Annotated in this window: 14 protein-coding genes and 1 pseudogene; 14 read left to right on the top strand and 1 reads right to left on the bottom strand. The window is 37.9% G+C overall.

Features of this window, described 5'->3' with window-relative positions; genetic code table 11:
* Both B5X53_RS18930 and B5X53_RS15695 read left to right on the top strand, forming a co-directional pair.
* Positions 1-121 (top strand): annotated as a pseudogene (locus B5X53_RS18930) (transketolase); the annotation flags it as partial.
* Positions 122-187: 66 nt separating this feature from the next.
* A complete protein-coding gene (locus tag B5X53_RS15695) occupies positions 188-1,144 on the top strand; it encodes a transketolase family protein (protein ID WP_079714184.1) in 957 nt (318 codons plus the stop codon).
* 813 nt (positions 1,145-1,957) lie between these two features.
* On the opposite strand, the gene B5X53_RS15690 is transcribed toward B5X53_RS15695, so the two are convergent.
* A complete protein-coding gene (locus B5X53_RS15690; protein WP_079714174.1) occupies positions 1,958-2,647 on the bottom strand; it encodes an NUDIX hydrolase in 690 nt (229 codons plus the stop codon).
* 232 nt (positions 2,648-2,879) lie between these two features.
* On the opposite strand from B5X53_RS15690, the gene B5X53_RS15685 reads away from it, so the two are divergent.
* From B5X53_RS15685 to B5X53_RS15630, 12 genes are all read left to right on the top strand, one after another.
* On the top strand, positions 2,880-5,960 hold the full coding sequence (locus B5X53_RS15685; protein ID WP_079714173.1) for a SusC/RagA family TonB-linked outer membrane protein: 3,081 nt from the start codon (positions 2,880-2,882) through the stop codon (positions 5,958-5,960).
* Positions 5,961-5,971: 11 nt separating this feature from the next.
* Positions 5,972-7,540, top strand: coding sequence for a RagB/SusD family nutrient uptake outer membrane protein (locus tag B5X53_RS15680; protein WP_079714172.1), 1,569 nt, complete (start codon positions 5,972-5,974; stop codon positions 7,538-7,540).
* A 57-nt stretch (positions 7,541-7,597) separates the two neighbouring features.
* Positions 7,598-9,142: an alpha-N-arabinofuranosidase gene (locus B5X53_RS15675; protein WP_079714171.1), complete on the top strand. Its 1,545-nt coding sequence runs from the start codon at positions 7,598-7,600 to the stop codon at positions 9,140-9,142.
* Between the two features lie 65 nt (positions 9,143-9,207).
* Positions 9,208-10,836, top strand: a complete 1,629-nt coding sequence (locus B5X53_RS15670; protein ID WP_232764084.1) for an arabinan endo-1,5-alpha-L-arabinosidase — start codon at positions 9,208-9,210, stop codon at positions 10,834-10,836.
* 6 nt (positions 10,837-10,842) lie between these two features.
* Positions 10,843-13,227 (top strand): glycoside hydrolase family 127 protein, encoded by a 2,385-nt coding sequence (locus tag B5X53_RS15665; protein ID WP_079714170.1) that lies wholly within the window; start codon positions 10,843-10,845, stop codon positions 13,225-13,227.
* A gap of 2 nt (positions 13,228-13,229) precedes the next feature.
* On the top strand, positions 13,230-14,201 hold the full coding sequence (locus B5X53_RS15660; RefSeq protein ID WP_079714169.1) for a glycoside hydrolase family 43 protein: 972 nt from the start codon (positions 13,230-13,232) through the stop codon (positions 14,199-14,201).
* Between the two features lie 6 nt (positions 14,202-14,207).
* Positions 14,208-15,185: an arabinan endo-1,5-alpha-L-arabinosidase gene (locus B5X53_RS15655; RefSeq protein WP_079714168.1), complete on the top strand. Its 978-nt coding sequence runs from the start codon at positions 14,208-14,210 to the stop codon at positions 15,183-15,185.
* Positions 15,186-15,206: 21 nt separating this feature from the next.
* Complete coding sequence (locus tag B5X53_RS15650; protein WP_079714167.1) at positions 15,207-16,310, top strand: glycoside hydrolase family 43 protein; 1,104 nt, start codon at positions 15,207-15,209, stop codon at positions 16,308-16,310.
* Between the two features lie 210 nt (positions 16,311-16,520).
* Positions 16,521-18,212 (top strand): ribulokinase, encoded by a 1,692-nt coding sequence (locus B5X53_RS15645; RefSeq protein WP_079714166.1) that lies wholly within the window; start codon positions 16,521-16,523, stop codon positions 18,210-18,212.
* On the top strand, positions 18,202-18,906 hold the full coding sequence (locus tag B5X53_RS15640; RefSeq protein WP_079714165.1) for an L-ribulose-5-phosphate 4-epimerase: 705 nt from the start codon (positions 18,202-18,204) through the stop codon (positions 18,904-18,906). The genes B5X53_RS15645 and B5X53_RS15640 overlap by 11 nt, the downstream gene beginning before the upstream one ends.
* A gap of 76 nt (positions 18,907-18,982) precedes the next feature.
* Positions 18,983-20,491 (top strand): L-arabinose isomerase, encoded by a 1,509-nt coding sequence (gene araA / locus B5X53_RS15635; protein ID WP_079714164.1) that lies wholly within the window; start codon positions 18,983-18,985, stop codon positions 20,489-20,491.
* Positions 20,492-20,514: 23 nt separating this feature from the next.
* Entirely contained in the window at positions 20,515-21,699 is a 1,185-nt protein-coding gene (locus B5X53_RS15630) for an aldose epimerase family protein (protein WP_079714163.1), read from the top strand.
* Positions 21,700-21,702: the final 3 nt, after the last annotated feature.

The raw sequence follows: 21,702 nt of genomic DNA, 5'->3' as shown, positions 1-21,702 counted from the left end.
AATGATGGGTAACGGCGTAGATTTTATGATGCATACCCACGCCTGGCACGGAAAAGCGCCTGATGACGAACAGTTAGAAAAAGCGCTTTCTCAAAACCCGGAAACTTTAGGAGATTATTAAAATAGATTTTCCGCCTCTACTGAAATGAATTCAGCACAGGCTACGGAAATGACAAAGAAATTTAGAATGAAAACATATACAGATACAGGAAAAAAAGATACTCGTTCAGGTTTTGGCGCGGGTCTTACCGAGCTTGGCCGAAAGAATCCTAATGTAGTGGCCCTTTGTGCCGACCTTGTAGGATCGCTTAAAATGCAGGATTTTATAGATGAAAATCCGGAGCGTTTCTTCCAGGTAGGAATTGCAGAAGCCAATATGATGGGAATGGCCGCCGGACTCACCATTGGCGGAAAAATTCCATTTGCAGGAACTTTTGCCAATTTTGCAACCGGAAGGGTTTATGACCAGATTCGTCAGTCTATTGCCTATTCAGGGAAAAACGTAAAGATTTGCGCTTCTCACTCGGGAGTGACTTTAGGGGAAGACGGTGCAACCCACCAGATCCTGGAAGACATTGGACTTATGAAAATGTTACCCGGAATGACGGTAATTAATACTTGTGATTTTAACCAGACCAAAGCAGCAACTTTAGCAATTGCCGAACACGATGGCCCGGTTTACCTTCGATTTGGAAGACCAAAAGTGGCTAATTTCACTGCTGAAGACCAGAAATTTGAGATTGGGAAAGCGGTTCAACTTTATGAAGGAGAAGATGTAACCATCATCGCTACCGGTCATTTGGTATGGGAAGCTATTCAGGCAGCTCAAAAACTTTCAGAAAAAGGAATTAGTGCTGATGTGATTAATATTCACACCATAAAACCATTAGACGCAAAAGCCATTATCAAATCGGTTAAGAAAACCGGATGTGTGGTGACTGCCGAAGAACACAACTTCCTTGGCGGACTTGGAGAAAGTGTGGCCCGTACTTTAGCCGAAAATAATCCTGCTCCACAAGAATTTGTGGCCACCCAGGATACTTTTGGTGAAAGCGGCACACCTGAACAACTCTTTGAAAAATATGGATTAAATTCAGAGGCTATTATAAAAGCAGCTGAAAAAGTAATTAAGAGGAAATCTTAGTAATTTATTTAAATAATCGCGGGGATGAATAATAGTTTTTAAACTTAAAATAGAAAACTAAAATTCATTCTTTCGATTATTTCTTTTTCAATTTTAAAGTGCAGAGTTTTTGCAGGGAAATTCTTAGGTTTAAAATTGTTTTAAGGAAAGCAATTTAAAGTAAAATAGTAATTATACATTTTCCCCAAGAAGAGCGAAATAGGATACATTGTTAACCGCTGAAATCATAGGTAATGTTGAATAGCTGCGAGGTTATATTTAAACATTGGGGAACTTAAATAAAGCTTTACCTGTAAATGGACATTATTTATTGCTTTAAAGGCATCTCGTCTTTTGTTTATAAATACTGGGAACCCAAATCAGCAGATCTTCCTCCCAGTACCACCTATAAAATTAAGGAGATAAAGGATTTTCATAAATAGAATTTATTTAATTCCTTTCATAATGAAGCTTGTTTTTTGAATGCACGACGGCGGACATATTTTATTTCCCAGTTGACTTTATTTTACTCAATAAAAAGTGGAAGTTGATTGGATAAAATTTAATTTGAGAAGAGATTTTAAAGAAAAAGGAAAGCAGATTTAAAACTTATGGTTTCTGTGACCACAAGTTATATTTTTTTTCTTAAATTAGCAATCTATTAGAGATTTATAAAAATTTTGCCCTAATAAATGCTTATTTCATCCTTTTGGGAGAAAAGTTTTAATTTCAATTTTACGGTTGATTATTCATTAAGTTCGATAAAACTACTCTCAAAAGGATTTTTTTATAGGAATAAATTTAGAGAAAGCGTATTTAGTAATCAGTGCTAAATCATAATTTAAAAGAAAAGCCTTCTTCTACCTTTTGCTGATATTTTTCTGCATCAAACTGATATAAAAAAGAGCCCTTCCGGGAAGAATTCATATCCTTTTCTTCCAGTTTTATTAAAATATCTAAAGCATTTATTTTATTAATGAAATTCCGTTTATCCAGTTTTTCTCCAAGTATAGATTCATAGAGTTTTTGAAGCTGGCGCATCGTAAATTTTTCGGGCAGGAGTTCAAAACCAATCGGTTTTTTAGAAGTTTTATAGCGTAATCTTCTTATTGCTTTTATGATCATTTCGGAATGGTCAAAAATAAGATCGGGAAGTTCTGTGACGCTAAACCAATGGGCTGAATGTTTATCTATTAAAGCTTTGTCATGCTCTTTAATATTTATCAGTGCAAAATAGGCTACTGAGATGGTTCGCTCTGCAGGATCCCGGTCTACTTCACTAAAAGCATATAGCTGCTCCATATAAATTTGTTCAATCCCTGTAAGTTGATAGAGGATTCGGTTAGCAGCCATATTCAGGTTTTCGTGTCTTTTAAGAAACCCCCCCATCAAAGACCATTTACCTTTTTCGGGTTCAAAATTTCTTTTGATAAGAAGAATTTTTAAATCTTCTTCATCAAAACCAAATATTATACAATCTACTGCCAGAAGAACCTTGTCTTCAGTTTGATAATTAGGAACCATAAAATTATTGATTAGCTATTCAGCTAAATTATAAAACTATTTAAAAACACTCTGATATAGCCCGAGCTTTATTGTTAAAATTTTAACGATGAAAAAATTGCTAATTGTAGTCTACATCATATCTCAGTGATTATTTTAAGAATATCACTAAATTTTATTTGGTTTGTTGCTAAAAATTTAATTACATTTGGAAATGTAAAAAACACACTTAATTAATTTTTAATCTTATCTTATGAATAACGCAAATTCTTATTATGATAAGTTATCATTATTACGAAAACGTTTTATGTTAACTTTTCTCGTACTGTTGTTTTCAGGAACGGCGTTGATGGCCCAGGAAAACATTACAGTAACAGGTATTGTGACCTCAAAAGGAGAAAATCTTCCTTTACCCGGGGTTAATGTTATACAAGAAGGCACTTCTAATGGAGTTGTTACTGATATGGAAGGAAGATACTCCATCTCTGTTCCTGAAGATGCCGTTTTAAATTTTTCCTATATAGGTTTTGAGTCAGAAATAATTTCTGTTGACGGTCAAGCCAATATAGATATTGTTCTTGCAGAAGATTATGCTTCTCTGGATGATGTTGTAGTTGTTGGGTATGGAACCCAGCGTAGACAGGACGTAACCGGTTCTGTGGCTTCAATAGATGCAGAAGAAGTTCAAAAGCAATCAAACAATGATGTTTCACGAATGCTTCAAGGTAGAACTGCCGGAGTTACTGTTACCAGTAATGGCGAACCAGGAGCAGGAGGAAATGTTAGAATTCGTGGGGTGGCTACCTTTGGAGACAACCAGCCTTTGTATATTGTTGATGGAGTTCCGGTGGGAACGTCTATCAGGGATTTTAACCCTAACGATATTGAATCTATTGAGGTTCTTAAAGATGCATCTGCCGGAGCTATTTATGGTTCCAGGGCCGCTAATGGTGTGGTTATTATTACTACAAAAAGTGGTAAGAAGAATACGCCTTTACAAATAAAATATAGTGGATATTACGGGATTGATGAGGTAGCACAGGATATTCCAGTTTTAGGAAGAGAAGATTACCAGATGATTTCAAATGAAAAAAGAACGAATGCAGGTTTACCACTTATTCCTGGTAACGATCCAAGTTCTGATCTTTTTGTCGATAATATTGATACCGATTGGCAGGAGGTAGGTCTTCAATCTGGAAGTAGACAAAATCATAACCTTAATTTTTCTGGGGGTGGCGATAATATAACTTATAATGCTTCCTTAGATTATTTTAATAACGAAGGTGTTTTTGTAGGGAAAGGTCCTGATTACGAGAGATACTCGGGGCGTATTAATACTACAATGGAAAAAGGAATTTTTAAAATTTCTCCATCTTTATACTACACTCATAGTTTCGAGAATTCCTTAACTTTCAGAGATGATGTTTTAACCGGTGGAAGACCACCGCTAATTAACGATCTGGTAAATGCTATTCCAACTCTTGGCATTTATGATGAGAATAATGAAGGTGGATATGCCGGAACTTCTTCAGAAATACACCAGGAAATAATCCTTAATGTACCTGGTATTAATAGTTTATTTACCAATACGGTAGAGGTAGATAGAATTTTTGCTATAGTTAACCCTGAGCTTAAGCTGCTCGATACAGATGGGCACGAGCTTACCTATAAGCTAAATACAAGTTACGATAAAACTCACGTAAGAAGTTTCTCTTTTGTACCTGAATTTGAGATGGGATATTTCTTCGGTTCAGGGCGTTCTTTACTGGATGATAACTCTAGTATATATACCGTGGCCTTAATTGAAAATACATTAAATTATAAGAAGGAATTTGGTAAACACGGCGTAGATGTTCTTTTAGGTCAAACATATCAGGAGAATTCTACAGTTTTAAGACAGGCACACTCTGAAAGTTTGCCAAAACCTTATTATCCTGTGTTATCTAACGGTAGTAACCAAACGGTTGGCGGTGAAGAAATTTATAGTTCGCTTGCTTCTTATTTTGGAAGATTGAATTATAATTTTGATGACAGGTACTTATTAACAGCTACAGTGAGAAGAGATGGTTCTTCCCGTTTTGCACCTGAAAATAGATACGGTACTTTTCCTTCGCTAGCCCTGGGTTGGAGACTTTCTAACGAAGACTTTTTTAATGTTCCAGAAGTAGATCAGTTAAAATTTAGAGCGAGTTACGGTGAGTTAGGAAATCAAAATATAGGGGATTACCTGTATCAGGCAGTTATAAACAGAAACATACCTTACAATTTTGGTGGTAACCGGGTATTAGGAGGTTTACAAACCAGTATTATTGCTGAAGATATTAAATGGGAAACCACTACTTCTTTAAACTTAGGTATGGATGTATCTCTTTTCAATAATAAAATTGATTTAACTTTAGAGTACTACGATAAAGAAACAAACGATGTCCTGGTTGGGGTGCCAATCCCGGCTTCTACAGGTTCAATTAACACCGCGCCAACAATTAATGCCGGTAGTTTAAAGAATTCAGGATTTGATGCACAGATTACCTATCATTATAATAATGAAGAAGATTTTTCATTCGATATTTCTGCAAATGCCAGTACTATAAAGAATGAAGTATTAGCTTTAGGAGGAAGTGACGAGCCAATTGCAGGTGTAGGATCTAGAACCCAGGTTGGTGGAGAAGTAGGAGAGCACTTCGGTTTTGTTTACGACGGAATTTTTCAGTCAGCAGAGGAAGTAGAAGGGCACGCATTTCAAAATGCAGCAACTTCAGCAGGAGATGTAAAATTTGCAGATATTAATGAAGATGGTGTAATTGATGCAAATGACAGAACCTTTTTAGGTAGTGCAATCCCAAGCGTGACTTACGGATTAAACTTTACTGCACAGTACAAAAATTTTGACTTAACAATGTTTGCTTCCGGTGCAGCCGGTTATTACATAAATAGTAGGTTGTATAGATCTTTAATGCTATCTACAGGTTTTATTAATGCTCACGAAGACATCTTAGACAGGTGGACGCCACAAAATACCGAAACCAATATCCCTCGTGTAGTGGCAAATGACCCGAATAATAATGCAAGAGATTCCAATAGACCGGGATGGTTGCAAAAAGGTGATCACTTAAGAATAAATACTTTGTCCTTAGGTTATAGTTTGCCCCAGGGTCTTTTTGAAGATGCTTTAAATTCTGCAAGAATTTATGCGACAGTTCAAAACCTATATACTTTCCAGTATTACGATGGCTTTAACCCTGATTTCAACTCTGGAGTATTTGAGCCGGGGTTTGATAACGGTACTTACCCGAAACCTAGAACATTTATGTTAGGTGTAGACTTATCATTTTAAAAATCTGAATTATGAAAACAAAAAATATATTAATCATATTTCTTCTGGGCATCTTATTTTCGGGGTGTGATGAAGAACTAGAATTGAACAATCCCAATAGTATGACTGCTGTTGAATATTGGGCCGATGAGGAACAGGCAATTGCCGGAATAAATGCAGCATATAATAGTTTGCTTATTGATGGGTACTATATGAGAATGACACCTGCACTAAATGATGGGCGGGGAGATGATTTTCGAGGAGATACTCCATGGCCAGATCTAATGCAAATTTCAAACTTTACAATTTTACCAACTTCTGGACCTATTCAATGGATGTGGTCAGCCTATTACCAACAGGTTTTTAGGGTAAATCAAATTTTGGAAAGAGTTCCGGAAATAGAAATGGACGAGGCCGTAAAAGAACGAGTTATAGGGCAGGCATATTTTCTAAGAGGATTAGCATATTTTAATCTTAAAAATAATTTTGAGAGGGTGCCGCTAATAATTTCAGTAGCTCAAAGTGAAGAAGAATATTATCCCCCAACAGCTTCAGAAGAAGCTATTTGGAGTCAAATAATCTCCGATTTCCAAGAAGCCCAATCACGTTTGCCTGTAGATTATGCTAATATTTCAGGAATAGATCAGGGCCAGGTAGGTAGAGCTACAAAAGGAGCTGCCACAGGTTTTCTTGGTAAAGCTTATCTGTATTCTGAACAATGGAACCTGGCGGCTACTGAGTTTCAAAAGCTCATTGATGGACCCGAAGTAAACATTTATAGATTAGAAGATAATTACAAGCACAATTTTGGTCCTTTTAATGAAAATAATGATGAATCCCTTTTTGAAGTTCAATTTGCCGGAACCGATGAGGTAGGAGGGACAGTTATGAATTATGGAGGGGAACCTTCGGCTGCCTGGATGCAGGTATCATCTGTAGGACATACCTATGCTATGGATGGATATGGGTATTCAGATTTCTTGCCAACACGATGGATTTATGATAAATATAAATCTGAAGAAACCGTAGATGGCGGTATAGATCCTCGGTTGCTTGTAAGCATAGCTTCATACGAACCGGAGGCTAATTCAACTACGGTTTATAACGGTACTCCATGGCCTCATGCTGAAGATGCGATATATCCTAGAAAATATACTCACGATGGATTCGGTTTTGATACTGAAAGCCAGGGTGGTGTAGAGAGATCTGAGATTAATTACAGAGTAATGAGATATGCAGACATACTGTTAATGTATGCAGAAGCTTTAAATGAGATGGGCCAAACTGAAGATGCTTACGATTACATTCAGGAAGTTAGAGATCGAGCCAATTTGCCAGATCTTCGTGAAACTAAACCGGGTTTAACACAAGAGCAAATGAGAGAACAAATAGCTCATGAACGTGCGCTGGAATTCGCAATTGAAGGTATGAGAATACACGATATTATTAGGTGGGGATGGTTGTATGATGATGCAAAACTTGCAGAGCTAAGAGCCCACGATAGTGAATTTGACACCTGGTCTCCGGGAAAAGAATATCTTCCTATTCCTCAAAGTGAGTTGGATGTTAACCCAAATCTAGAACCAAATTCAGCAAATTAATTAGCCATCAGCAAACTTTCACTTTAGGAAGTTTGCTGATTTTAATAAAAAAACAACATGAAAAAATTTTCATTATTTACAGTATTAGTCGGGATTTTCTGCTTGCCAAATTTATTTTACGGGCAAACCAGTATTTCGATAGAAGAAACTGAAGATGCTCCAACAATAAGTAAACATATTTATGGACATTTTGCAGAACACCTGGGTCGTTCTATTTATGACGGATTGTATGTGGGCGAAGACAGTGAAATTCCGAACAAAGACGGGGTCAGAACTGATATTATACAAGCTTTAAAAGATATTCAAATTCCTAACCTAAGATGGCCCGGCGGTTGTTTCGCAGACACCTATCACTGGAAAGATGGAATTGGTCCTAAAGAAGATAGACCTAGCATTGTAAATGCCTGGTGGGGTGGAGTTACAGAAGATAATAGTTTTGGAACGCACGATTTTTTAAACCTTTGTGAAGAACTTGGCGCAGAACCATACCTGGCTGCGAATTTAGGAAGTGGTACGGTGGAGGAATTTACCGATTGGATCCAGTATGTAAATCACGCTGAAGGTAGCCCAATGGCAGACCTTCGAAAAGAAAATGGTAAAGAAGAACCCTGGAATGTAAAATACTGGGGTGTTGGAAACGAAATGTGGGGTTGTGGTGGAAATATGACTCCTGAGTTTTACGCCAATCTTTACAGGCAGTATGCTACGTTTATGACTAGTTGGGAAAATGACAATGATCTTTATAGAATCGCTTCAGGAGCAAATCAGGACGATTATCATTGGACCGAGGTGCTTATGAGAGATATTCCGAAGCATCTTATTGAAGGTGTAGCTCTACACTCTTATTCTTTTGTAGAGTGGCAGGATAAAGGATCTGCAACAGATTTTAACGAAGAGCAATATTTTTCTACTATGAAAACTGCTTTATGGATGCAGGAACTTATCGATAAGCATACAGATATAATGGATAAATATGATCCTGAAAAAGAAATAGACCTTATAGTAGATGAATGGGGTGGCTGGTATGAAGTAGAAGAAGGAACAAATCCTGGTTTCCTTTATCAGCAAAATACCATGAGAGATGCTATGATTGCCGGTGTCACTCTTAATATCTTTAACAATGAAAGTGATCGAGTAAAAATGGGGAACCTTGCGCAAACAGTTAACGTTTTACAGGCAGTAGCTTTAACCGATGGTGCAGATATGATTCTTACTCCTACTTACCACGTACTAAAAATGTACACAGTACACCACGATACAAAATTATTACCTGTAGAATTTGATTCTCCAGATTATACTTATGAAGGTGAAAGTTTACCGGCGATTTCAGTTTCAGCTTCCAGAAATGATGCAGGAAATGTTAATATTTCTCTTGTTAATATTGATGCTGAAAAAGAGAATAAAGTAGAAATAGATGTTGATGCTTTAGATGTTGATAATATGACAGCTGAAATTTTAAAGTCTGATGAATTGCAGGATCACAATTCTTTTGATGATCCAGAGAAGATAGCAGTAAAAGAATTTAAAGATTTTAAGCTTAAAAGAGGAACTTTAGAAGTAACACTTCCTCCATTCTCAGTTGTTGTATTGAAAGAGAAGTAGATTTAAAAAGACCTCACAGTAGCCTATAACTGCAGTGAGGCCTTGAATATTAATTAAAAATGAGGATGATGAAAAGGAAAGCAATGTTTTTAAGATTTGTAATATTCTTTTTTACTTTTTCAGCAGGTATTGCTCTTGTTGGATGTTCTGAAGATGATACAGATTTTACAGATGATGTTACTGAAGATGACGATGATGTGGATCCAGGGAAAAAAGATGATTTCCCGGGACCAACTTATGCCGATGATTATTCCGGGATAGCTTCCTGGCAGGATAGGGCGCAATGGAATCTGGCAAATGTTCACGACCCTACAGTAGAAAAAGATGGTGAATACTTTTATATGTATAACACTGATGCTTCCTACGGAAATGCGCACGAAGGAAATGGTCACTTTCCTGTACGTAGATCTACAGATTTAGTAGATTGGGAATTTATGGGTACGGTTTTTCCTGAAGCTCCGGCCTGGATAAAAGATTCTTTAAATAGCATACGTGCTCAAATGGATCCACCACTAGCACCAATAGAAGATCCAAATTATGGTTTCTGGGCGCCACATATTCAAAAAACAGGTGATACTTATCGTTTATATTATAGTGTAGTTGTTACCAATCCAATAGTTGGTTCAGATCCTAATACTTCATGGACAGAAAGAGCTTTTATGGGCCTTGCTGAAAGCACAGACCTTAGTTCCAATAACTGGGAGGATAAAGGTGTGGTTATAAGTTCAGTGCCTGATGGAGTAGAAAGTTATGAAAGAGATGGTGGAGACGACTGGAGTGGCTACTTTAAATTTAACGCCATAGACCCCAGTTTTATTGAAACTCCCAATGGAGAACATTGGCTAATTTATGGATCCTGGCATTCCGGTATTGCTGCTGTTCAATTAAACACTGAAACAGGAAAGCCCAATCAACTCAATGAACTTGAAGATTATGGAAAAAGAATTGCAGGCCGTGGGAATGTAGATAACAACCGGTGGCAGGGCCTTGAAGCTCCTGAAATCATCTTTAATGAAGATACAGGATTTTATTACTTATTTTTAGCATACGACGAACTTTCAGTAGCTTATAATACTCGGGTTGCTCGTTCAGAAAATATTGAAGGTCCATACGTAGGAATTGATGGTGCAAATGTAACCGAAGGTGCCGAAGCCTGGCCAATGCTTACCCATCCTTATGCTTTTGATGGTCACCCGGGTTGGGTGGGTATTTCTCATCCATCCGTATTTCAGGACCCTGAATCTGATCAATGGTTTTATTCTTCCCAGGGAAGATTGCCCGAAGGTGTTTCTGGGATTAATGCATCTAATGCAATAATGATGGGACACGTAAGAAAAATAGAATGGACCAGCGATGGCTGGCCTGTTGTTTCACCACAGCGCTTTGCCGATGTTCCGCAAACTGAAATCACAAGTGAAGACATAAACGGAACCTGGGAAGTAATTACTCTGGAATATGAATATCAAGGTATTCAGGAATCTTCGGATGTTGTTTTTCATGAAGATAATACCGTTACGGGAGCTATAAACGGTTCCTGGTCTTTTGATGAAAGCTCAGGGATATTGACTGTTAACGATCATGAGTTAATAGTTGATGAAGCGTGGGATTGGGAAGCTTCCCCCAGAAGAACCACAATAACTTTTACTGGACTTAATGAGGCCGGTCGTTCCCTTTGGGGCAAGAAAGTAAATTAGTTTTAAATGAAAACAGTTATCAAACCATATTATTCAGCGATTCTAGGCATATTCAGTCTGGTTTCAGGTCATTGTGTTTTTGCTCAAAATTCAGAAATTGAGTTGTTTCATCTTGAAGATGTACAGCTTTCTGAAAGTATGTTCAAAGAGGCCATGCATATCGATTTAAATTATATTCTTGAACTAAATCCAGATAAATTACTGGCTCCTTTCTTAGCTGAAGCCGGTTTGGAACCCCGCGCTCAATCTTATACAAACTGGGAAAATACGGGACTCGATGGTCATACAGCCGGACATTACTTAACTGCTTTAGCTCAAATGTATGCTTCGGCTGAAAGCGAGGAAGCGCATCAGGCTTTAGAATATGCTCTGAGTGAGTTAAAAAGAGTTCAGGAGGCAAATGGGAATGGCTACCTAGGTGGAGTTCCCGGGGGTGAAAAGACTTGGAAAGAAATAGCTAAGGGAAATATTGATGCGGGAAACTTTAGTTTAAACGACAAGTGGGTGCCTTTGTACAATATTCATAAAACCTATGCCGGTTTAAGAGATGCTTATCTTATTGCAGGAAATGAACTTGCTTTAGAAATGTTAGTTGATTTTACCGATTGGATGATGGATACTACGGCTCAACTTTCAGATGAACAAATGCAGGAAATTCTTATCTCGGAACACGGTGGTCTTAATGAAGTTTTTGCAGATTTAGCTAGAATTACCGGTGAAACAAAGTATTTGGACTTAGCAAAAAGGTTCTCACATAAAAAATTACTTAATCCATTAGCTAAAAATATAGATGTTCTAAATGGAATGCATGCCAATACCCAGATTCCGAAAGTAATTGGTTTTCAAACAATAGCCGCTTTAGATGATAATAATGATTTTCATAATTCTGCAACTTACTTTTGGGAAAATGTAGTGAACCATAGAACAGTTGCAATTGGAGGGAATAGTGTGAGGGAACATTTTCATTCTAAGAACGATTTTTCAGAAATGATTTCGAGTGTACAAGGTCCGGAAACCTGTAATACATATAATATGTTGAGGTTAAGCGAGAAATTATTTGTGGCTGAACCCAATGAAAAATATATAGATTACTACGAAACCGCGCTGTACAACCATATTTTATCTTCCCAGCATCCAGAAAAAGGTGGTTTTGTTTATTTCACCCCAATGAGACCTGGACATTATAGGGTATATTCTCAGCCGGAAACCAGTTTTTGGTGTTGTGTTGGCTCAGGAATGGAAAACCATGGGAAATACAATCAATTTATCTATGCGCACTCCAGTAATGCCCTGTTCGTGAACCTGTTTATTTCTTCTGTACTTAATTGGAAGGAAAAAAACCTCAAAATTGTTCAGAAAACTGATTTTCCAAATGCTGAATCCGCAAATTTTTCTATTGAAACGGAGAAAGCTCAGGAATTTGAACTGCGTTTAAGATACCCTGATTGGATTACTGAAGGAGAATTTGAAATTTTCATTAATGATGAGCTATACGAACACTCTAATAAACCCGGAAGCTATGTAAGCATTAACCGGGTTTGGGAAAACGGTGATGAAATTCATATCAAATTACCTATGAAAATTGGTTTTGAAAAATTGCCTGATGATTCAGGTTTCTTCGCCTTAAAATATGGGCCAATTGTTCTGGGAACAAAGCTTGGAGATGAAAATCTTGACGGTCAATTTGCTGATGATAGTAGAGGTGGTCATATTGCTGAAGGCGAAAAAATTGCGCTTTCAAATTTACCGATTTTTTTAGCTGAAAACGATGAGGATTGGGTAAAAAAGATAAAACGGGTTGACGGTGAAAATTTGAAATTTTCAGCAAAAGAAATAATTTTTCCGGAGAAATTTAAAGATCTGAAGTTTGTTCCTTTCTACGATATTCATGAAGGCCGCTATGCCATTTATTTACCAATAGAAACCCCGGAAAGCTTTGAGAATATTCAGAAAGCAAGAGTAGAACGGGAAAAGATAGAAAGAGAATTAGCCGAATTAACGATAGACCAGGTTGCTACCGGAGAACAGCAGCCCGAGTCAGATCATTTTATAAAAAGTGAGAACTCTAATGCCGGAGTAAATTTAGGAGAACACTGGAGAGATGCTTCAGGGTGGTTTAGCTACGAATTAGAAGATAAGGAAAATGAAGCGAAGAAAATACGGCTGACTTATTTCGGAAAAGACGTTAACCGAAAATTCAAAATCTTTGTAAATAACGTTGAAATAGCAGAAGAACATTTTGAGACAGAATTAAACAAGCAATTTTATACTAAAGATTACCAACTGCCAAAGAAAATAAAAGAACAAAATTTGAAGCATATAGCAATCCGCATTGAGGCCGTGAATGGCTCTCGAACTGCGGGTGTTTATAATATTAAATTAATGAAATAAGAATGAAAAAGAACACACTATTATTATTTAGTCTTTCGATTTTTAGCTTGGGTACATTGCTCGGCCAGTCAGAAGAAAAGTTTAATAATCCTATCATTACTGAAAAATATACTGCAGATCCTGCGACCATAGTTCATAAGGATTCAGTCTATCTGTATGCCGGTCACGATGAAGCACCAAAAGATTTTCATTTTTATAAGATGGATGAGTGGTTGGTATATTCTTCTGCAGATTTGATAAACTGGCAGGAACATCCCGTGCCATTAAAGCCTACAGATTTTACATGGGCAAAAGGGGATGCCTGGGCAGCCGAAGTTATAGAAAAAGATGGTAAGTTTTACTGGTATGTAACAGTAGAACACGACGATTCTCATCCTGGAAAAGCTATAGGAGTAGCGGTTGCAGATAGCCCTGTGGGACCTTTTAAAGATGCTATTGGAAAAGCGCTTATCACTAACGATATGACTACGGAACATACCGATATAAGCTGGGATGATATAGATCCTACAGTATTTATTGACGACGATGGTCAGGCCTATATGTATTGGGGAAATACGGTTTGCTATTACGTGAAATTAAAAGATAATATGTTAGAGATGGATGGTGACATTCAAACTGTTGATTTACCCAATTTCGTTGAAGCCCCCTGGATTCATAAAAAAGGAGACTGGTATTACTTAACTTATGCTTACGGCTTTCCTGAAAAAACAGCCTATGCCATGAGTAAATCGGTTACCGGCCCCTGGGAGTACAAAGGTCTTTTAAATGAAGTTGCGGGGAACAGCAATACCAATCATCAGGCTATTTTAGAATTTAAAGGCAAAGATTACTTTGTATATCATAACGGAAGTATTCAACCAGACGGCAGTAGTTTTAGAAGATCTGTGTGTATAGACAGGCTTTACTATAATGATGACGGAACTCTTCAAAGAATTCAAATGACTTCTGAAGGAATCCAGGAACCGGTTAAATAAAACTTTATGAAAAAATCAAATTTATTTATTTTCCTGTTTTTATTAGCAATTTCATTAGTAGAAGCCCAGGAAATTATAGTGCACGATCCAGTTGCTGCAGAGCAGGATGGAGTCTTTTATTTGTTTAACACCGGAAGAGGAATTTCGGTACACAGTTCTACAGACCTTGAGAACTGGAAAAGAGAAGAACCGGTATTTTCAGAAAAACCGGACTGGACAGATGATGTAGTTGAGGATTTTGAAAATCATATCTGGGCTCCCGATATTTTTCATAAAAACGGAACCTATTATTTGTATTATTCAGTTTCTTCCTTTGCAAAAAATACTTCAGCAATTGGTGTTGCTACAAACGAAACACTAAATCCGGGAGATGATAATTTCGAGTGGGTAGACCACGGGATCGTAGTACAATCTGTTCCTAATCGCGATATGTGGAATGCCATAGATCCTAATATGATTGAGGATGAAGAAGGTACCGTTTGGATGTCTTTTGGATCTTTCTGGAACGGTTTAAAGCTGGTAAAGATGGATGAAGATCTAAAATCAATTGCCAAACCTGAGGAATGGCATACCATAGCGAGAAGAGAACGATCGTTTGACATTCCTAGCGAAGATCCGGGCGATGCAGCATTGGAAGCACCATTTATTTTCAAAAAAGATGGGTATTATTATCAATTCCTTTCCTGGGACCTTTGTTGCCGTGGTGAAGAAAGTACCTATAAAGTAGTTGTAGGAAGGTCTAAAGAGGTGACAGGCCCATATTTAGATAAAAAAGGGAAGCCATTAAACGAAGGTGGCGGTACTTTAGTTATTCAGGGTAATGAAAATTGGTATGGTGCAGGACACAATAGTGTGTATACATTTAACGGGAAAGACTATATGTTTTTTCATGCTTATGATGCTCAGGATGGAGCTAAACCAAAACTCAAAATTAAAGAATTAAGCTGGGATAAGGGATGGCCAACTATTGCTCCTTTAGAATAGAAATTAAAAAATAAACTCAATATGAAGGCAAAATCATTAATAAACCTGGTACTTATAGCTTTTTTTTTGATGGGATGCGCTAATTCTTCGCAAGTAAATGCGCAAGATCATGCGGCTGCTGATAAGGATACCACAAAATCAAACGATCCCATTGTGCTACAACGAGCAGATCCGTTTATCTACAAACATACAGACGGTTACTACTATTTTACAGGTTCGGTTCCAACATACGATGCCATTGAAATAAGACGAGCAAAAACCATTGAGGGGTTGCAAAATGCAGAACCTTTTACAGTGTGGGAAAAACATGAAAGTGGACCGATGAGTCGCCACATTTGGGCACCCGAAATTCATTATTTGGATGGAAAATGGTATGTATATTTTGCAGCGAGTGAAGAAGACGATATATGGGCGTTGAGACCTTATGTGTTGGAACTTAAAGGTCAGGACCCATTAAAGGATGAGTGGGTTGAGCTTGGAATGATGCAAGCAGCAGATGATGATCCAAAAAGTTTTACCGATTTTTCTTTAGATGGAACTGTCTTTGAACACAATGGAAAACGCTATTTCTGCTGGGCAGAAAAAACTGGTGGACAATTCGCCGCTTCTAATTTATATTTAGCTGAAATGGAATCGCCTATTAAGCTAAAAACAGTCCAGTTTATGCTAACCACGCCAGATTACGATTGGGAACGTATTGATTTTTGGGTGAATGAAGGGGCTGCAGTAATTAAAAACGAAGGCAAAATTTACATCACGTTTTCAGCAAGTGCCACCGGAGCTTCTTATGCTATGGGAATGATGGAAGCGGACGAAAATGCTGATTTATTGGATAGAAATTCATGGATAAAGTCAAGATATCCTGTTTTGGAAACAAATGAAGAAAAAGATATTTATGGTCCGGGACATAATTCCTTTACCGTCGATGAAAACGGAGATCCAATAATGATTTATCATGCGAGAGATTACGAAAAGGCAGTTGGAGATCCAAAAATGGTACCTGCAACAGATAAAAGGCCGTTAGAGGAAATTAAAGCAGACCCTTTATACGATCCTAACCGTCACGCCAGGATGATGGAAGTAAAATTTGATAACGACGGAAGACCGGTTTTTGAATTTTATTAAAAAAAGTTAAGTCCTATTTAAGTGGAAAGAAAAACGCAAAATATCTGGAAAATAGTAAATTATCGTATTAAACAAAGCGACCGATTTTGTAAAAACGGTTTTAATTGATACCATTTTTTACAATTAATGAAATCTTAAAATTACAAGTGTTTTTATTACACTTAATATATAGAAATTATTATATTTGTTTCTGTAGAAAAAACTGAAAGAATGAAGAATTACGTTATAGGCCTGGATTACGGAACCGACTCGGTAAGAGCAGTTCTTGTGGATACCGGGAGTGGAGAGGAACTGGCCACCGATACATTTTATTATCCGCAATGGCGTGATAAAAAATATTGTAATGCGGCAACCAACCAGTTTCGCCAGCATCCTGCAGATCATATTGAAGGATTGGAAAAAACTATAAAAGGTGTTTTAGCTAAAACCAATATTGACGGTACTGCGGTAAAAGGAATTTGTATAGACACCACCGGCTCATCGCCAATTGCGGTTACCAAAGAAGGTGCTCCGTTGGCTTTTGAAGCAGGTTTTAAAGATAATCCAAACGCGATGATGGTTCTTTGGAAAGACCACACCGCTATTGATGAAGCCAACGAAATCAATGAATTAGCCAGAAATTGGGGCGGAGAAGATTATACCAAATATGAAGGCGGAATTTACTCTTCTGAATGGTTTTGGGCAAAAATTGCCCATATTATTCGTGAGGATGAAGCGGTAAAAAACGCCGCATATTCCTGGATAGAGCATTGCGATTTAATGACGTTTATGCTTATTGAAAATCAGGATTTGGCCACTTTTAAACGCAGTCGTTGCGCTGCCGGGCATAAAGCGATGTGGCACGAGAGCTGGGGAGGATTACCTTCGAAAGAATTTTTAAATCAGCTGGATCCATATTTAGGCGATTTGCGGGACAGATTATACACAGAAACCTATACTTCAGATGAGGTTGCAGGAAATTTAAGTGCTGAATGGGCTCAAAAGCTTGGTCTTTCTACAGATTGTGTAATTGCGGTTGGGACTTTCGATGCCCACTCCGGCGCGGTGGGTGCAAAAATTGATAAGCATACCTTGGTTCGCGTAATGGGAACTTCCACCTGTGATATTATTGTTTCAGAACAGGAAAATGTTGGTGATAAAACCGTGCGCGGAATTTGCGGACAGGTAAATGGATCGGTAATTCCAAAAATGATTGGTCTGGAAGCAGGGCAATCGGCTTTTGGTGATGTATTGGCCTGGTTTAAAGATGTGCTGAACTGGCCTTTGGAGAATTTGGTTTTCAATTCTGATATTATTTCCGAAGAACAAAAAGCAGAGCTTAGAGATGAAATTGATAAAGATTTCATTAAAAAACTTTCTGAGGCAGCTGAAGCAATTCCACTTTCAGAAAGTATTCCTATTGCCTTAGACTGGATAAACGGTCGAAGAACTCCGGATGCCAACCAGGAATTAAAAAGTGCGATTACCAAACTTTCACTAGGGTCAAAAGCACCTCATATTTTTAAAGCACTTATTAATGCCATTTGCTTTGGTTCCAAACAAATTGTAGATCGTTTTGAAGAAGAAGGCGTGAAAATAAATAGTGTAATTGGTATTGGGGGAGTAGCCCGTAAATCACCTTTTATTATGCAAACCCTCGCCAACGTTTTAAATATGCCTATAAAAGTTGCTTCTTCAGATGAAGCTCCTGCCCTTGGCGCTGCAGTTTATGCCGCAGTTGCCGCCGGACTGTACCCAAATGTAATCGAAGCCAGTAAAAAACTGGGCAGCGATTTTGAAGCCGAATATCATCCTGAAGCTGAAGCTTTGGAAACTTACGCAGGCTTAATGGAAGAATATAAAGAATTGGGCGCCTTTGTTGAAAATAATATTAACCGAAAATCTACCGTAAATGAGCTCTAAATATAAAGCATTAAAGCAGGAATGCTACGAGGCAAATATGGAACTTGATGCCTTAAACCTGGTGATCTACACCTTCGGAAATGTAAGTGCTGTAGATCGTAAAAAAAAGGTTTTTGCCATAAAACCCAGCGGTGTGCCTTATGAGGATTTAAAACCTGAAGACATTGTAATCCTGGATTTTGAAAACAATGTGATTGAAGGGGAAATGCGACCATCTTCAGATACTAAAACCCACGCTTTTCTTTATAAAAATTGGGAAAATATCGGTGGAATTGCACATACGCACGCCACTTATTCGGTAGCCTGGGCACAGTCGCAATTAGATATTCCTATTTTTGGAACCACCCACGCCGACCATTTAACTGCAGATATTCCCTGCGCGCCACCAATGCGCGATGAGCTTATAGAAGGGAATTACGAACATAATACCGGCATCCAGATCCTGGATTGTTTTAAAGACAAAAAACTTTCTTATGAGGAAGTTCCTATGGTACTTATTGGTAACCACGGGCCCTTTACCTGGGGAAAAGATGCAGCGAAAGCGGTTTACAATAGCAAGGTTTTGGAAGAAGTGGCAAAAATGGCGCTGCTTACCAAACAGATAAATCCCGAAGCACCAAGAATGAAGGATTCCCTAATTAAAAAACATTACGAACGTAAACACGGCAAAAATGCCTATTACGGTCAAAATTAATATCTATCCCAATAATTACCTCACAGGCTTCAAAACCTGTGGGGTTTTTTAAAAAACAAAATAATTCTGAATTCAAATGATAAATATAGAAGCAAAAGAAATCTGGTTCGTCACCGGTAGCCAGCATTTATACGGAGATGAAACCTTAAATCAGGTTGCAGCAGATTCAAAAGCAATTGTAAATGGACTTAACGATTCAAAGCATCTTCCGCTAAAAATAGTTTGGAAAGATACCGTGAAAACGGCCGATGAGATCACAGATATCTGTCAGGAAGCTAACTCTAATAAAAAGTGTATTGGAATTGTTGCCTGGATGCATACTTTTTCACCTGCCAAAATGTGGATAAAAGGACTAAGCTTACTTAAAAAGCCACTTTGCCATTTACATACGCAATTTAATGCCGAAATTCCATGGGGGAAAATTGATATGGATTATATGAATCTCCACCAGTCGGCACACGGCGATAGGGAATTTGGTTTTATGATGAGCCGTATGCGTAAAAAACGCAAGGTAATTGTAGGTCACTGGAAAACCGATCGCGTTCAGCAGAAACTTGGAATTTGGTCCCGTGTTGTTTTGGGATGGGACGAGCTTCAGCATCTTAAAGTTGCTAGAATTGGGGATAATATGCGTAATGTAGCTGTTACTGAAGGCGATAAGGTTGCTGCCGAAATGAAATTTGGAATGGCCGTAAACGGTTATGATTCTTCAGAGGTTGTAGCACATATCGATAAGATTTCCAAGGAAAAAGTAAATGATTTACTGAAGAAATACGACGCTGATTATAACTTAAGCGAAGAACTGAAAGAAGGTGGTTTACAAAGAGAATCTTTGGTTGATGCAGCTAAAATTGAATTAGGATTAAGGTCATTTTTAGACGAAGGAGGTTTTAAAGCTTTTACCGATACTTTTGAAAACCTTGGTAAACTAAAGCAATTACCGGGTATTGCCGTACAAAGATTAATGGCTGATGGCTATGGTTTTGGTGCAGAAGGTGACTGGAAAACCGCAGCTTTACTACGCGCTATGAAAGTTATGGCTGTAGGATTGGAAGAAGGAACTTCTTTTATGGAAGATTACACTTACCATTTCACCCCACAAAAATCTTATGTTTTAGGTTCGCATATGCTGGAAATTTGTCCTTCTATTGCTGATGATAAACCAACCTGTGAAGTTCATCCATTGGGAATTGGTGGGAAAGAAGATCCTGTGAGGTTGGTTTTTAATGCTCCAAAAGGAGATGCTTTAAATGCCTCTTTAATAGATATGGGCAACAGGTTCAGGTTAATTGTTAACGAAGTAGAAGCAGTTGCCCCGGAAGCCGATTTACCGAATTTACCGGTAGCACGTGTTTTATGGGATGCAAAACCAAACCTGGAAGTTGCAGCTACCTCCTGGATTTTAGCCGGTGGCGCACATCATACGGTTTATACACAAGCCTTAACAACTGAATTTTTGGAAGATTTTGCGGATATTGCCGGGATTGAGTTATTGGTTATAGACGAAAAAACCAGTATCAGGGAATTCAAGGATAAAATAAATGCCAATGAAGCATATTACCATATGTTTCAACACGGAATGTAATTTCTAATCTAACGCATCTAATTATGAAAATTTCAACAAATAATCTTTTCGGCTTCGGGATAGTTTTTCTGTCCTTGTTTTTTATTCAGTGTAAAAATGGAGACAAGAAAGCTGAAACTAAAGAAAAGGAAATGAATATTGAACAAAGCCCAAAAACAAAAATAAAAAAAGAAGAATACGGTACCACGTCAGATGGGGAGAAAGTAGCGCAATATACCCTCATCAATGAAAATGGAATGGAAGTAAAAATCATCACCTATGGCGGTAGAATTACTTCTTTAAAAGCTCCCGATAAAAACGATGAATTTGAAAATGTGGTACTGGGGTTTGATTCTTTAGAGCAATACACCAAGGATAATCCGTTTTTTGGAGCCTTGATTGGTCGTTTTGGAAACCGTATCGCGAATGGAAAATTCACTTTAGATGGTGAAGAATATACCTTAGCTCAAAACGATGGTGAAAATCATTTGCACGGTGGCGAAAAGGGCTTTGATAAAGTAGTTTGGGATGCAGAAGAAGCAGGAGAAAATAGCTTAAAGCTAATCTACATCAGTGAGGATATGGAAGAAGGTTATCCCGGCACCCTGGAAACAACGGTTGTTTACACCCTTACCGATGATAACGCCCTGGAAGTAGATTATAAAGCGACAACCGATAAAACTACGGTGGTAAATTTAACCCAGCATGCTTATTTTAACCTTTCAGCAGATTTTTCTGAAACTATTTTAGATCATAAATTTGAAATCAATGCTGATGAGTTTCTACCGGTAAACGAAACGCTTATTCCTACCGGCGAACTAAAAGATGTGGCCGGTACTCCTTTTGATTTCCGCGAAGCAAAAACTGTGGAGCAGCATATCGAAGAAAAAAATGAACAACTGGAACGCGGGCAGGGTTACGATCATTGCTGGGTGTTAAACGAGCAGGATAGCGGGATGAGATTCGCTGCTTCAGCTTATCACGAAGAAAGCGGTAGAATGCTGGAAGTACATACCAACGAACCGGGAATTCAATTTTATTCAGGAAATTTCCTTGATGGAACGCTTCCTCAGGCAGATGGCGATGGCAATTACGGTCACAGAAGTGGATTTTGCCTTGAAACGCAGCATTACCCAGATTCTCCAAACCAGGAAGACTTTCCTTCTGTAGTATTGGAACCGGGAAAAACCTATTCCTCAAAAACCAGTTTTAAATTTTCAGTAAAATAAGTT

The organism is Salegentibacter salinarum (genome assembly GCF_900168115.1).
In the GTDB taxonomy this organism is placed as follows: Bacteria; Bacteroidota; Bacteroidia; order Flavobacteriales; family Flavobacteriaceae; genus Salegentibacter; species Salegentibacter salinarum.
This window is presented reverse-complemented; position numbering and strand designations above follow the sequence as displayed.

Coding starts and splice junctions, on each gene's coding strand:
- araA (WP_079714164.1), top strand. CDS start 18,983: ATGATAAATATAGAAGCAAAAGAAATCTGGTTCGTCACCGGTAGCCAG.
- B5X53_RS15670 (WP_232764084.1), top strand. CDS start 9,208: ATGATGAAAAGGAAAGCAATGTTTTTAAGATTTGTAATATTCTTTTTT.
- B5X53_RS15665 (WP_079714170.1), top strand. CDS start 10,843: ATGAAAACAGTTATCAAACCATATTATTCAGCGATTCTAGGCATATTC.
- B5X53_RS15645 (WP_079714166.1), top strand. CDS start 16,521: ATGAAGAATTACGTTATAGGCCTGGATTACGGAACCGACTCGGTAAGA.
- B5X53_RS15690 (WP_079714174.1), bottom strand. CDS start 2,647: ATGGTTCCTAATTATCAAACTGAAGACAAGGTTCTTCTGGCAGTAGAT.
- B5X53_RS15675 (WP_079714171.1), top strand. CDS start 7,598: ATGAAAAAATTTTCATTATTTACAGTATTAGTCGGGATTTTCTGCTTG.
- B5X53_RS15650 (WP_079714167.1), top strand. CDS start 15,207: ATGAAGGCAAAATCATTAATAAACCTGGTACTTATAGCTTTTTTTTTG.
- B5X53_RS15640 (WP_079714165.1), top strand. CDS start 18,202: ATGAGCTCTAAATATAAAGCATTAAAGCAGGAATGCTACGAGGCAAAT.
- B5X53_RS15680 (WP_079714172.1), top strand. CDS start 5,972: ATGAAAACAAAAAATATATTAATCATATTTCTTCTGGGCATCTTATTT.
- B5X53_RS15685 (WP_079714173.1), top strand. CDS start 2,880: ATGAATAACGCAAATTCTTATTATGATAAGTTATCATTATTACGAAAA.
- B5X53_RS15660 (WP_079714169.1), top strand. CDS start 13,230: ATGAAAAAGAACACACTATTATTATTTAGTCTTTCGATTTTTAGCTTG.
- B5X53_RS15695 (WP_079714184.1), top strand. CDS start 188: ATGAAAACATATACAGATACAGGAAAAAAAGATACTCGTTCAGGTTTT.
- B5X53_RS15630 (WP_079714163.1), top strand. CDS start 20,515: ATGAAAATTTCAACAAATAATCTTTTCGGCTTCGGGATAGTTTTTCTG.
- B5X53_RS15655 (WP_079714168.1), top strand. CDS start 14,208: ATGAAAAAATCAAATTTATTTATTTTCCTGTTTTTATTAGCAATTTCA.